This window comes from Flavobacterium sp. S87F.05.LMB.W.Kidney.N, from assembly GCF_004366435.1.
Classification (GTDB): domain Bacteria; phylum Bacteroidota; class Bacteroidia; order Flavobacteriales; family Flavobacteriaceae; genus Flavobacterium.
In genome coordinates, this window is sequence record NZ_SODX01000001.1 from 847,453 (window position 1) to 860,751 (window position 13,299).

The 13,299-nt window shown below is 32.7% G+C and carries 17 protein-coding genes; 5 read left to right on the forward strand and 12 right to left on the reverse strand.

The annotated features are described in order from the left end of the window. Position 1: 1 nt before the first annotated feature. The 9 genes from EDB96_RS03670 to ahcY all read right to left on the reverse strand — a co-directional run bounded on the left by EDB96_RS03670 (position 2) and on the right by ahcY (position 6,707). Entirely contained in the window at positions 2-610 is a 609-nt protein-coding gene (locus EDB96_RS03670) for an alpha-ketoglutarate-dependent dioxygenase AlkB family protein (protein ID WP_134139287.1), read from the reverse strand. After that, positions 597-842, reverse strand: coding sequence for an Ada metal-binding domain-containing protein (locus tag EDB96_RS03675; RefSeq protein WP_134139288.1), 246 nt, complete (start codon positions 840-842; stop codon positions 597-599). The genes EDB96_RS03670 and EDB96_RS03675 overlap by 14 nt, the downstream gene beginning before the upstream one ends. Positions 843-945: 103 nt before the next feature. Further along, positions 946-1,659, reverse strand: a complete 714-nt coding sequence (locus tag EDB96_RS03680) for a 2OG-Fe(II) oxygenase (protein ID WP_134139289.1) — start codon at positions 1,657-1,659, stop codon at positions 946-948. 82 nt (positions 1,660-1,741) lie between these two features. Beyond that, a complete protein-coding gene (locus tag EDB96_RS03685; RefSeq protein ID WP_134139291.1) occupies positions 1,742-2,584 on the reverse strand; it encodes a bifunctional helix-turn-helix domain-containing protein/methylated-DNA--[protein]-cysteine S-methyltransferase in 843 nt (280 codons plus the stop codon). Positions 2,585-2,741: 157 nt separating this feature from the next. Then, a complete protein-coding gene (locus tag EDB96_RS03690) occupies positions 2,742-3,074 on the reverse strand; it encodes a DMT family transporter (protein ID WP_134139292.1) in 333 nt (110 codons plus the stop codon). A 3-nt stretch (positions 3,075-3,077) separates the two neighbouring features. Then, positions 3,078-4,160, reverse strand: coding sequence for a WG repeat-containing protein (locus EDB96_RS03695; protein ID WP_134139293.1), 1,083 nt, complete (start codon positions 4,158-4,160; stop codon positions 3,078-3,080). A gap of 10 nt (positions 4,161-4,170) precedes the next feature. Continuing rightward, complete coding sequence (locus EDB96_RS03700) at positions 4,171-4,455, reverse strand: hypothetical protein (protein WP_134139295.1); 285 nt, start codon at positions 4,453-4,455, stop codon at positions 4,171-4,173. Positions 4,456-4,590: 135 nt separating this feature from the next. Beyond that, positions 4,591-5,229 (reverse strand): hypothetical protein, encoded by a 639-nt coding sequence (locus EDB96_RS03705; protein WP_134139297.1) that lies wholly within the window; start codon positions 5,227-5,229, stop codon positions 4,591-4,593. Between the two features lie 161 nt (positions 5,230-5,390). Beyond that, positions 5,391-6,707, reverse strand: a complete 1,317-nt coding sequence (gene ahcY / locus EDB96_RS03710) for an adenosylhomocysteinase (RefSeq protein WP_134139299.1) — start codon at positions 6,705-6,707, stop codon at positions 5,391-5,393. Positions 6,708-7,005: 298 nt separating this feature from the next. Here ahcY and EDB96_RS03715 point away from each other — a divergent pair, with 298 nt between their 5' ends. Next, positions 7,006-7,656 (forward strand): 4'-phosphopantetheinyl transferase family protein, encoded by a 651-nt coding sequence (locus tag EDB96_RS03715; protein ID WP_134139301.1) that lies wholly within the window; start codon positions 7,006-7,008, stop codon positions 7,654-7,656. Positions 7,657-7,729: 73 nt separating this feature from the next. Here EDB96_RS03715 and EDB96_RS03720 read toward each other — a convergent pair whose 3' ends face one another. From EDB96_RS03720 to EDB96_RS03730, 3 genes are all read right to left on the reverse strand, one after another. Further along, complete coding sequence (locus EDB96_RS03720) at positions 7,730-8,128, reverse strand: group III truncated hemoglobin (protein WP_134139303.1); 399 nt, start codon at positions 8,126-8,128, stop codon at positions 7,730-7,732. Beyond that, on the reverse strand, positions 8,125-8,412 hold the full coding sequence (locus EDB96_RS03725) for a hypothetical protein (RefSeq protein WP_134139305.1): 288 nt from the start codon (positions 8,410-8,412) through the stop codon (positions 8,125-8,127). Before EDB96_RS03725 ends, EDB96_RS03720 begins: the two co-directional genes overlap by 4 nt. An 81-nt stretch (positions 8,413-8,493) precedes the next feature. After that, the gene (locus EDB96_RS03730) at positions 8,494-9,090 is read right to left on the reverse strand and encodes a Crp/Fnr family transcriptional regulator (protein WP_134139307.1); all 597 of its coding nucleotides are present in this window, start codon (positions 9,088-9,090) and stop codon (positions 8,494-8,496) included. Positions 9,091-9,176: 86 nt separating this feature from the next. Here EDB96_RS03730 and EDB96_RS03735 point away from each other — a divergent pair, with 86 nt between their 5' ends. Genes EDB96_RS03735 through arfB form a run of 4 tightly spaced genes read left to right on the forward strand, consistent with a single transcriptional unit; the run spans position 9,177 to position 13,042 of the window. Further along, positions 9,177-9,908, forward strand: coding sequence for a geranylgeranylglyceryl/heptaprenylglyceryl phosphate synthase (locus EDB96_RS03735; RefSeq protein WP_134139308.1), 732 nt, complete (start codon positions 9,177-9,179; stop codon positions 9,906-9,908). 32 nt (positions 9,909-9,940) lie between these two features. Next, a complete protein-coding gene (pnuC, locus tag EDB96_RS03740) occupies positions 9,941-10,561 on the forward strand; it encodes a nicotinamide riboside transporter PnuC (protein ID WP_057117499.1) in 621 nt (206 codons plus the stop codon). Next, on the forward strand, positions 10,525-12,639 hold the full coding sequence (locus EDB96_RS03745) for a DUF4301 family protein (protein ID WP_134139310.1): 2,115 nt from the start codon (positions 10,525-10,527) through the stop codon (positions 12,637-12,639). Before pnuC ends, EDB96_RS03745 begins: the two co-directional genes overlap by 37 nt. Position 12,640: 1 nt before the next feature. Next, a complete protein-coding gene (gene arfB / locus EDB96_RS03750; RefSeq protein WP_134139312.1) occupies positions 12,641-13,042 on the forward strand; it encodes an alternative ribosome rescue aminoacyl-tRNA hydrolase ArfB in 402 nt (133 codons plus the stop codon). Positions 13,043-13,299 lie beyond the last annotated feature (257 nt).

Sequence of the window (13,299 nt, forward strand, 5' to 3'; positions counted from 1 at the left end):
TCTATTTGACAATTGTTCTAAAAGTCAAATTTACCCTTGGCTTTTGAGTGGTTTTAGTTGGCGGTAATCGATGCAGCCAATGGGTCTGCGTTTCATCTTTCATGACCAATAAACTTCCATGTTCTAAAATCAGTGAAACTGTTTCTTTAGTTTCTTTATGTTTGAAAGCGAATTTACGTTCAGCGCCAAAACTTACCGAACCAATAGCGCCATTCTTTTTCAAATCTTTTTCCGCATCACTGTGCCAAGCCATTCCTTCTTCGCCAGAATGATATAAATTCAACAAACAAGAATTGAAAGTTTCTCCTGTTTTTTCTTCTATAGAAGTTTTTAGTTTTAATAATTCGGTTGTCCACGGAAGTGCTTTTTTCGTAGTGTTGGAATAGGTATATTCAAATTCCTTATCGCCGTACCACGCTACTTTTCGTTTCGTTAAAATTAGTTTTCCAAAGATAATGGCTTCATCATTTTTCCATTCAATTGTATTGAGCAAAATATCGCGATAGAAATCAGCTTCTTCTCGTGAAAACAATTTTCCGTAATAATTTACAGTTCCATCCTTAGGAAGCAAATTCGTAGTTTCGTCTATTTGGGGATTAAATAAGTCCATTTTTCCATTTTAAATATTCGGATTTCATGCAATGTCCGCAAGGCCTGAATCCATTATTTCGAGCTTGATTTTCAGAAGAAAAGAAAACCCGATTTTCGCGTTTCATTCTTTTTCCCGAAGAGCATTTCAGCGTTCCGTATATTTTTAGTTTTCGGTTGCCGCCAAAGCAAATTTCCGCATTTTTAATTTTACGGAGCAATTCAGAATCGGTTATTTTTTGATGATTAATCATGAAGTGGTAAGTTTTGTATTGTAGAGACGCACAGCAGTGCGTCTAACGTCACGTATCTCCACAAAGATTCTTTGTCGACAATCTTTGCGGAGATATTGGGTGTCTATGACAACGCATCATGAAAAATAATTCCCAACGTATAACGTTCACCAAAATGAACTTCACTGACACCATGTTTCATGTTAACTCGATAATATCCTTTTGTTCCTCTTACAGGTCTGAAGTTAGTAGTAAAAACCAAAACATCTCCTTTTTTTGGTTTTAAAACAATTGCTTTCGATTGCGCTCTTGGCGTTTGCTGCGTTAATATAAATTCTCCGCCTGTAAAATCTTCATTAGGTTCTGAAAGAAAAAGTACAATTTGAATGGGGAAATAAATATCACCATACAAATCCTGATGCAAAGTATTAAATCCGCTTTTTCCATATTTTAAAATCAAAACCGTCGCCTTCAATTGATTATTGTCATGGCATTGTTTCAATAATTCTTCATGTTTTTCAGGAAAAAAAGTATTGATGTTTAGAGCTTTCATCCAGGCATTTGCAATTGGGGCCAATTTCGGATAAATGGAATTTCGAATATTCTGAATCAAATCGGGAAGAGGATAATTGAAATATTTATATTCACCTAAACCAAATCGATAACGCTCCATTACGACAGTTTTTCGATATGAATTTGGATTGTCATAGTCGAATTTTAAATCTTCACATTCTTCGTTTGTGAGAAGATTTGGGATGATAGAGAAACCGCTTTGGTGCATAGATTCGGTGATGCTTTCCCAGTTTTGAGAAGCAATTCGAGATTGTATAGTTTGCATAGCAATTGGATTTTATGAAATTTTCAATGAAGGTTAATCATTGAAATTTGGAATTTGGGATTCGAAATTTGGAGTTTTATTTTTATGGATTTACTTGCGCGCCTTCCCAGCCAATTATTGCCGTTTTTCGGGTATTTCCCCACATATAACCGCCAAAAATTCCAGAAGACTGAATCACGCGGTGACACGGAATTAAAAACGCAACAGGATTACTGCCAATTGCAGTTCCTACCGCGCGAGAAGCATTTGGTTTTTCAATTTGCTGTGCAATGGAACCATAAGTAGAAAGCTGTCCCATTGGTATTTTTAATAAAGTTTCCCAAACTTTCAATTGAAAATCGGTGCCTTTTAAATGCAGTTTGATTTCAGATAATTTGCTCCAGTCTTTTTGAAAAATAAATAGCGCATTTTGTTGTGCTAAATCTAATTTTCTTGTGAAAGACGCATTTGGGAATTTGTTTTTTAAATCCACAAATCCGATTGTTTCATCTTCGGCGAAAGCCATAAAACAAACGCCTTTTTGAGTTGACGCAACAATTATATTTCCAAACGGACTTTCGGCAAAACTGTAATTTATGGCGAGATTTTTTCCTCCGTTTTTATATTCCGCTGGAGTCATTCCTTCGATATTTACAAACAAATCATGGAGTCTGCTTGTGCCGGATAAACCAGTTTCATAAGCTGTTTCAGAAATTGTTGCCTGATTTTCTTTGAGTAGTTTTTTGGCGTGTTCGAGACTTGTATACTGCAAAAATTTCTTCGGACTTGTTCCTGCCCAATCGCTAAAAAGCCTTTGAAAGTGAAACGGACTCAAATGCACTTTCTCGGCGACCTCATCAAGATTGGGTTGCTCTTTAAAATTAGCTTTGATATAATCTATAGCTTCGGCGATACGATTATAATTGATGGTTTCCTGTGTGTTCATCTTCATTCAATTTTATAAGGCAAAGATCGATTGGTTTTAAAAGGTATAAAATCCGAAACTTGCTTAGTTTTTTGTATTTTTTGTTTCAAGTTTCAGGTTTCACGTTCCAGCATAACCTGAAACTTGAAACCTGAAACAAACTTTAAATCGAATGTCTTTAATGCGCTGTAGTTTTAGAAAAAACATTAATTACAACAACTCCAATTACAATTAAACTCAACCCAATTATTGCGGGTAAATCTGGGATTTCTTTGAAGAAAATTGCACCAATTATGGTAATTAATACAATTCCGACTCCAGACCAAATGGCATAAGCGAAACCAACAGGAATTGTTCTAATTGCAAAACTTAAACAGTAAAATGCGCCGCAATATCCAATTATTGTAATAATGCTTGGAATTAATTTAGTGAATTCTTCGGATTTCTTTAATGCTGAAGTAGCAATGATTTCAAAAACAATGGCGATTAATAGGAATATGAAATTCTTCATGTTTTATTTAAGATTATGTTGTCTTGTGGAAACACTTATTAATTTATAGCCATTTTCAGTTCTTAAAAATTCAAAATGATCTTGTCCTCGATCTGTTTTGTTTTTTGGATTGATGACAATGTCCATAGTAGGATACAGCCAATCTTTGGATTCATTGCAATTATTGAAATAGATTTCGTACTCACTTGATTCAAAAATAAACTGATTTAGTCCGTCGGAACTAATAAAATAATCCGTTTTTGGATTTTTGAGTTCCTGTAGTTTCAATTTTAAATAGGTATAATTTTGATTGATGAATTTAGTTTTAGACGAATTTATCCAGCCGTCTGGTTCTTTCCAGTAAGTAATTTTGTCAAAAGAATGTTTTTCTAAATTGGTTTTAGATAAATCTTTAAGTAAATTGTTCTCTAACCAGAATTTAAATTCTTTTTCAAAATTTATGAAAGAATAATATTGTCCATCAACTCCCTTAAAATTTTCTCTTATTGGGTCTTTATTAGGTTCTTTTGATTTTTCTAAAGAATAAAAATTTAAATTGTCATTATAAGCAAAATTTTCAATTAAAACTTTGTTGTTGATGTCGATAAGAAATTCTTTTCCGCCAGACCAGAAAAAATGTTCGTCGCCTGGTTCTCTTTCTTTTTTCGCATCTTTAAGAACGGTAAGCACTCCGTTTTTAACATTTGATAAAGCACTATAATCAGCTGGAATGACGATTTTTCCTTTGCTGTTGAAGATTCCCATTTTATCAGTTTTCGGATCTCGAAATCTTATAAAACCCTCACTTTCGCAATCTGTACTGTTATCAAAAGTATATAAACTGTCACGCCCCACTATTTTTCCTTCCTTAGTTAAGTAATAGCTTTTCCACTTATTATTTTCCTCTTCTGTAACAGCAATAATATTTTCAAATTTACGTGCAATCGTAAACCCAGTAAATTTAGGTTCAATTTTAATTACACCTTTTTTATCTTGAAAACCAATTTTTGTAGTGTCTTTGTTCCAAAAAGCAGTCCATGTATCGCTGGTTTGTGCAAGTGCAGTGCAGCTAACGAGAAACGTATAAAGAATTACAACCTTTTTCATGGAAATTTATTTATCGCAGATGAATTTCTGTTTCGTTATTTTTTGCTTCATCAAAGCAATCGGCACATAGCATTTTAAAATCGGCTTTGGCTTGAAAAACTTCAGTCCATTCTTCACCATTGTCTAGAAGCCATTTTTCGCATTCACCGCACCAAGCAATTTGCGGAAGATCTTCCTCAGCTTCAGAATAGAAAAATCCGACTTTATCTTTCGTGTCTATTGCCATTGCAATATGAATACATCCAAAAGTCATTTCTTTTGAGCCATGTACTTCACATAAAACATTTTCAATCATAATTTTATTTTGGTGGGTTCTTTTATTTCAAATTTAAACTTAAAATTTCGAATTTAAAACAGAAAACCCGACAGGTTTTAAAAAACCTGTCGGGTTAAACATAAAATAAAATTGCTATTGAAATTATTACTTCTTTTATTCAAAGTTATAAGGATAATTTATTTCTTTTAAATCCTCTTCTAATAATTTCCAATCCCTAACTTCTTCAGCAATTGATAAGGCCATTTCTTTTGTAAGCGGTTTGCCTTCATAAATTTGAGTAACAATATCTAGTGGAATACCCGTTTCTTTATAGTAACCTTCAAAATATTCACTTGCCCAATCAATGTAAGTTTGAGGATTTCCATCAAAAATTTCAAAAATTTCAGATGAATTATCATTGTAATTCAAAATGTTGCCAACTTCCCAATTTCCACTTTCATTTGTCCATAAACAAAATGTTGTACCATTTGAAGTAACTGGTTCACCAAATATAAATTCGTTATAAATTTCGGGTAGGTTTTTTGTTACTTCACTTTTTTTATTGTTTTGATATTGATATGAAAAACCATTTATTACACATTTATCTTTAAGAAAAAGAATATTTAATAAATCTCCATCGTCCTCATTTCTCATTTCAAAAAATTCCTCTCCCTCTCCCCATTTACAGTTATAAGAATAAAATCTAAATTCCCATTGCGGACATATAATTGCATCTAACACTGAAATTGCTTTGCAAAGATTTTGGAAATTTTGTTTGTTTGGTAATAAACTAAAGTCTTTTGTAGAAATCATAGTTATAAAATTTAAAAAATCAAATATATAAATAAAATTCTTACAAAAACAATAGACATAAGGATTTAAAACAGAAAACCCGACAGGTTTTTAAAACCTGTCGGGTTTGAATGTATAGAATTTCAAAATCTAAGATCTACAATCTTAAATCTAAAATCAATTTAGTATCTGTAGTATTCTGGTTTGAATGGACCTTCAACTGGAACACCAATATAAGCAGCTTGATCTTCACGTAAAGTTTCTAACTCAACGCCTAATTTAGCTAAGTGTAAAGCAGCAACTTTTTCATCTAAATGTTTTGGTAACATGTAAACTTCGTTTTTGTAAGCTGCGCTGTTATTCCATAATTCGATTTGAGCCAAAGTCTGGTTTGTAAATGAGTTACTCATTACAAAACTTGGGTGACCTGTAGCACAACCAAGGTTTACTAAACGACCTTCAGCCAAGATAATGATATCTTTTCCGTTGATGTTGTATTTGTCAACCTGAGGTTTGATTTCGATTTTAGAAGCGCCGTGGTTTTTGTTTAACCAAGCCATATCGATTTCGTTGTCGAAGTGACCAATGTTACAAACAACAGTTTTGTCTTTCATTTGCTCGAAGTGCTCTCCAAGAACGATATCTTTATTTCCTGTAGTTGTAATGATGATATCAGCATTTGCAATTACAGTGTTTAATTTTTTAACTTCATAACCGTCCATTGCAGCTTGTAAAGCACAAATTGGGTCAATTTCAGTAACTGTTACGATAGAACCTGCACCTCTAAAAGAAGCAGCAGTTCCTTTTCCAACGTCACCGTATCCACAAACGATTACTCTTTTTCCAGCCAACATTAAGTCAGTTGCACGACGTACAGCATCTACAGCAGATTCTTTACAACCGTATTTGTTATCAAATTTAGATTTAGTAACAGAGTCGTTGATGTTGATTGCAGGCATTGGAAGAGTTCCAGCTTTTACTCTTTCGTAAAGTCTGTGAACACCAGTTGTAGTTTCTTCAGAAAGACCTTTAATTCCAGGAACCAATTCTGGGTAACGATCAATAACCATGTTAGTTAAATCTCCACCATCATCAAGAATCATGTTCAATGGTTTTCTGTCTTCACCAAAGAATAAAGTCTGCTCAATACACCAGTCAAATGATTCTTCGTCAAGACCTTTCCAAGCATAAACTTGAATTCCAGCAGCAGCAATAGCAGCAGCAGCTTGATCTTGCGTAGAGAAAATGTTACAAGAAGACCAAGTAACCTCAGCACCAAGAGCGATTAAAGTTTCGATTAAAACAGCAGTTTGAATCGTCATGTGTAAACATCCAGCGATACGAGCACCTTTAAGAGGTTGTTCGTCTTTATATTCAGCACGAAGCGCCATTAAACCTGGCATTTCAGCTTCAGCTAATTCAATTTCTTTTCTTCCCCAAGCCGCTAGAGAAATGTCTTTTACTTTGAAAGCCACATAAGGCGTAGTTGTAGTACTCATTTATAGTGTATATTTGTATATTGTAAAATTTTTGCAAATTTACATAATAGGTTTTTATTTTTACTACTTTCTGTCAGATTTGTGAAATCTTTAATTTCTTAATCTCTAGAATGTTACTCTAAAAATCATTTTTTGCCATATAAGTGATAGGAGTTCATTTAAAAAAGATTCTTAAACTATTACCTTTGCAGTGAATTGCTTATATTTACTAATACATTTTTTGAGCCAGCGGTTATATTTTCTGATATTACTTATATGGTTTAAAATTAACCATTCATAATTTACAATTAAAAAAGAAATGCCTCTATTTCAGACCATACAATTCAATGAAACTACTAAAATTTTAATTTGGGAAATAACCGAATCTTTAGAAGAGTTATTAAGCAAAGTTGTGTTGAAAGAAAAGACACAAAAAAGATTGAACGGAATGAAGTCTCAAATGCATCAACGTGCTTTTTTGAGTGTTCGAATGCTGATTCAGGAAATGGGTTTTACAGATAAAGATTTGCATTATGACGAATTTGGGAAACCATATTTTGATTGTCATAATTATATCTCCATTACACATTCATATCATTTTGCGGCAATAATTATAAGTCATGAGACCGTAGGAATTGATATGGAATTGCAGCGCGAAAAAATTCAGAAAATTGCCGATAAATTTACGGATTATGAATGCAATTATTTAGAACCAAAAATTACAGAAGAATATATTAAAAAGCTTACCGTTATTTGGGGCGCTAAAGAGGCAATCTTTAAAATCAGAAATGAAAAAGGAATCAGCTTTAAAGATCATATTAGAGTTGAAGATTTTTCTTTAGAAAAAAAACAAACAGAGTCCAGTCTCCATTTTGATGATTTAGTAAAAGATTTTGATGTGCATTACGAAGAAATCAAATCAGATAATTTTGAAGGAACCTTTACTTTGGTTTATGCTTTTGAGAAGTAGTTTTTAGTCGCAGTTTTCAGTGACAGTTTTCAGTCTAGTCATTGCTTCGTTACTCGCAATGGCAGAACAATGATTAAACTTCGCTTTCTTTTTGTCTATGCTTAAACATACTCACATAAAGGAAAGTGCTCATTTTTCGGGCGCGTCTTTTTAAGGTTTCGACATTTTCCCCTTCAAAATGTTCATCTAACGTCTGTGCCCAGTGATTCAGCCAGATACCGAATTCGTTTGCTGTAATATTTTCGTTAAAATGAGCATCAACTTCATTATGAACCGCATGCGGATTTCCTTTGTATTTGCGTACAGCAAATAAGTTCGTTTCCCAGAAATCGGTTAGCTTTTCAAGATGTGCATCCCAATCGGTAATCATATTATTAAAATAAAAGCCGATTTCTTGATCGGCTCTTATTTTATCGTAGAACTGATGGACTAGAAATTCAATGTCAGCTCTATTCTCTATTTGTTTTTTCACAGAATAAAAGTGTTTAAAAGAATAAATGTTACACTTAAAAATGCACTCAGAATTAAAAGGTTAAAAACCACTTTATGTTTCATTTGTGCCAAAATTGAAGTGTTTACAAAGATACAGGCTAAAACTATAATAGCTAGCTGGATCATTTGAAAAACAGAAGTTCCATTAGCCAAAACGTACATAGCCGCAGCGCCACCTAAACAGCTTTGACCAATTACTGCCATTGCAGCAGAACCCATATAACTTTTATTGAAATTTTCGAAGGTTGTTTGATATAGTGTCATGATATTGAGATTTTTATACCACAAAGATACGCCCTCAATACCGCTGCATTTTATGATTTAAATCATAAAACAAGAACTTTTTTATCTGTATACTTTCCTGTTTATAATCTTCAATTCGCCTTTTTTTTCAAGCGCTTTTATGGCTCTGATAACGGTTTCTACACGCAAACCCGTTAAATCTCCGATCTGCTGTCTCGTAAAATTAATCAGATAACCATTTTTATCTTTTTGAAAATTAAAGTAAGCAATTCCGTGATCGATTAGTTTTAAAACGCGATGTTCGGGTTCGTGCGTGGAGATTTCTGCAGCCATAACTGATTTATAGTACAATCGCTGCGCAAGGTTTTCGATTATTTTAATGCTGACAGCAGGATTCTCTTCCAGCAGTTTCATAAAATTAGATTTGGGAAGAAGCAAAATCTGGCTGTCTTCTACAGCAATGGAATTGGCAGGATATTTTTGGTTTAAAAATAATGGAGGTTCGCCAAAAGACTGTTCTTTATAAAATATTCCCTGAATAAATTCTCGTCCGTCATCATTATAATTACACATTTTAATTTCGCCAGAAACTATCTGATAATAATACGCTGGCAGATTTCCTTCTTCAAAGATAATTTCACCTTTTACAAACGACTTTTTTACTGCACCATATTTCTCTAATAATTCAGCTGCGATCATAAATTGTTTCTTAACAAAGACATTACAAATATAATTCATTCATAATAGTTCTTCTACGTTAAAAACTTTTTACTTTTACAGCCATTATGGAACAAAAATTACTTATCACTATCCATCAACAAATTTTAGAAGCCAAGAAAAATGGTCAAAAATTATTGGCTATACTTCTGGATCCCGATAAAATTGTTTGGGAGAACTTAGATCATTTATTACTTAAAATAAATCAATCTCCTGCAACCCATATTTTTGTTGGAGGAAGCATAGTTCAAAGTACTATTTTAGAAGATTTAATTGCGCAGTTAAAACAAAAAACAAATCTGCCAGTTGTGATTTTTCCAGGTGATCCGTCGCAGATTTCCCCACAGGCAGATGCTATTTTGTTTCTATCTTTATTATCTGGTAGAAATCCAGATTATTTAATAGAATATCAAGTTCAAGCGGCACCGATCCTAAAAAAGACAAATCTGGAAGTTATTTCGACAGGTTATATTTTAATAGAAAGCGGCAATGAAACAGCTGTTGCACGCGTTAGTAAAACCGAACCTCTTAACCGTGAAAACTTTGATCTGGCTCTTGCCACGGCACAAGCCGGTGAAATGCTCGGGAATAAATTAATTTATTTAGAAGCAGGAAGCGGGGCAAAAAAGCCGGTTCCTTTGGAAATGATTTCGCTGATTGCTCAAAACATAGAAATTCCTGTTATTGTTGGTGGAGGAATTGTAGATTTGCAGGGAATTAAACAAGCTTATAATGCTGGAGCAGATTTAGTAGTTATAGGAACTGCTTTTGAAAATGACAGTCATTTTTTTGATTCATAAAAAAAAATTAACCGCCTTTAAATACCACAAAAATGATTGACTTTTTTCTTGATAGTTATAAAAATGCGCCGTTGTGGCATATTGCTCTTGAGTTTTTAGTATTTGTTTTTGGTATTTTAAGTGTTTGGTTGGCAAAAAAAGAAAATATTTGGGTTTACCCAACAGGATTAATTGCAACGGTAATTTCAGTTTACCTTTTGTATGTCGCAGGTTATATTGGAGATATGATTATTAATGCATATTTTTCAATAATGAGTATTTACGGGTGGTACGTTTGGGCAAAAGGAGGAACTGTTGAAGACAATCTGCCGATTACTCGTACAACTTTTAATGAAAAAATAATTGGAATCTTCCTGTTTATTGTTACCGTTTTTGTAGTTTTCGGAATTTATAAATATTTTGATTACGAAATTAAACCAGACAATTATGTCGACATGATTTCGTCTGGAATATTTTTTGCGGGAATGTGGTACATGGCCAGAAAAAAAATAGAAAACTGGACACTTTGGATTATTGGTGATATTATTGTTGTACCTCTCTATGCTTATCGCGGCTTAGGAATGTTGTCACTTCAATATATAATTTTTACAATTTTGGCTATTTCAGCTTATTTAGAATGGAGAAAGATCTTAGACAGCAAAAAACAACTATAATAAAAATTGCTTTATTTGGACCTGAAAGTACAGGTAAAACCACATTGGCAAAACAGCTTGCAGAATATTACGAAACCGAATGGGTTCCAGAATTTGCACGTGATTATCTACAAGAAAAGTGGGAAGAAAATAAGCATATCTGTGTTGCAGATGATATGATGCCAATTGCTTACGGTCAGACTGCATTAGAAAATCAAAAACTGGCTTCAGCAAATAAATACCTGTTTTGTGATACCAATTTGATGGTAACAAAAGTTTTTTCTGAAATGTATTATGGTTTTTGTGATCCGCTTCTAAATGAAGCCGCTTTGAAACACGAATACGATTTATTCTTTTTAACAGATATTGATGTTCCTTGGGAGAAAGATGATATTCGAGATACCCCAGAAGGAAGGGAATCAGTTTTTTCTGTTTTCAAACAAACTTTGATTGATACGAAAAAGCCGTTTATTACATTATCTGGAGATAAAGAGAGCCGTTTAAAAAAAGCGATTTCAATTATTGATAATTTAGCATTAGCCAAAGATAAAGGATTATCATCTGAGGATTTTGTTGAGATATATAATCATGGTATTCCTTTTGAAAATATTCTAAAACAATTAGATATATTCAAAAATGGAATAGCAAAAAGTAGTTTAATAAGTCCTGCAACAATCAACAACGGTATTTTAAGTTTATCTCAAACTGAGTTTGAAGAAAAAGCAGCTTTTTTTGACAATCATAAAGAAAATCTAAAAATTAAAAAGTTTGTTCCTGCTTCTGGTGCAGCTACTAGGATGTTTAAATTTTTAACAGCTTTTTTAAATGATTTCGACATTCAGAAAGAAACAATAAATGCTTATATCAACAGAAAAAAAGATAAAGAACTTGCTATTTTTATTGTTGGCATGGAGAAATTTCCTTTCTTCAAAACTATTGATAAAAAATTACGAGAGCTTTATCCAGATTTCGAGACTTTAGAAAGAGATTATAAAAACTATTACTTTATACAAGTATTATTATCTTCAGATTATCTTAATGCAGCAAATAAGCCTAAAGCTGTTTTGCCTTTTCATTTATATAAAACACATATTGCGAATCCAATAGAAGAACATTTGAACGAGTGTGTGCATTATGCAACTGCAAACAATGTCTCCAATTTACATTTTACTGTTTCAGAAATGCATCAAGATCTGTTTGAAACAGCAATTGATCAGGTTAAAGAAAAAATTGAAAAGGAATCTGGCACTACTATTAATATTGCATATTCTTATCAAAATAAAAGTACAGACTCTATTAATGTAGACATACAAAACAAAATTGTTCATAATAGTAATGGAAGTTTGGTTTTTAGACCTGGAGGGCATGGTGCCTTAATTGAAAATCTGAATAATTTGGATTCTGATATCATTTTTATTAAAAATATAGACAACGTAATTCAAAATCATATCGATAAAATTACATTGTATAAAAAGGCTTTAGGTGGTATTTTGATCGAGGTCCAACAGAAAGTGTTTGATTATTTAAGAAAAATTGAAAAAGGAGAAGTGACAGAAAATGATCTGGTTGAAATTGTGGATGTTTTAATCCAAAAGTTAAATATTCAAATGACTAGCGATTTTAATAAATTTACTTTTGAAAATAAACTTGCTAAAATCAAAGAACTATTAGACCGTCCGATCAGAGTTTGCGGAATGGTTAGAAACGAAGGTGAACCTGGCGGCGGACCATTTTGGGTGATGAATGAAAAAGGTGAAGTTTCATTGCAAATTGTAGAAACATCACAGGTCGATTTAGCAAACAAAAGGCAGCTCCAAATTTTAGAAGATGCAACACATTTTAATCCTGTAGATTTGGTTTGCGGAATTAAAAATTATAAGGGAGAAAAATTTGATCTAAAACAATTTGTTGATCAAAAATCTGGTTTTATTGTTGAAAAAAGTGTTGAAGGAAAACCAGTAAAAAGTTATGAACTTCCAGGATTATGGAACGGATCAATGGCAAATTGGTTAACTATTTTTGTTGCAGTTCCTTTAATTACTTTTAATCCTGTAAAAACAGTAAATGATTTATTGAAAGCAGCACATCAGCCACAATAAAATGGATACAGAAAAAATCATATCAGAGTTGGGCTTTAAAGCCGTTCGGAGCAGTGGCGCCGGCGGACAAAACGTAAATAAAGTTTCGTCAAAGGTAGTTTTGAGTTTTGATTTAGATAATTCTCAAGCTTTGTCTGATGAAGAAAAAATACTTTTAAAAGACAATTTATCAACTCGTTTAACTTCTGAAAATATCTTGATTTTAAATTGTGATGAAGATAGAAGTCAGTTAAAAAACAAAGAAATCGTTGTTAAGAGATTTTTGGAATTAATAAAAAAAGGACTTTATGTTCCTAAGGTCAGAAAAGCTACAAAAGTTCCGAAATCAGTAATTAAAAAGAGAATTAAAGATAAAAAGAACGTTTCGGATCTTAAACAATCGAGAAGAAAACCTGATTTTTAGTATTAAGATTGGAGAATTAAGTACTAAGAAATAGATCTCAAACTAAATCTTGATACTTTATACATTTGTCTTAATACTTTTCTATATTTGCACTGTCTCAAAGGGGTGCTCCAAATAACGAGCTGAGATCATACCCAAAGAACCTGAGCGAGTAATGTTGCTAAGGGAAAAAACGACAATTCTAAGCGTGCACACTTTATATTGTCGTGAAACACATTTATTAATTTAACAAAAGAATAATTCCCCCTTTTATTTGT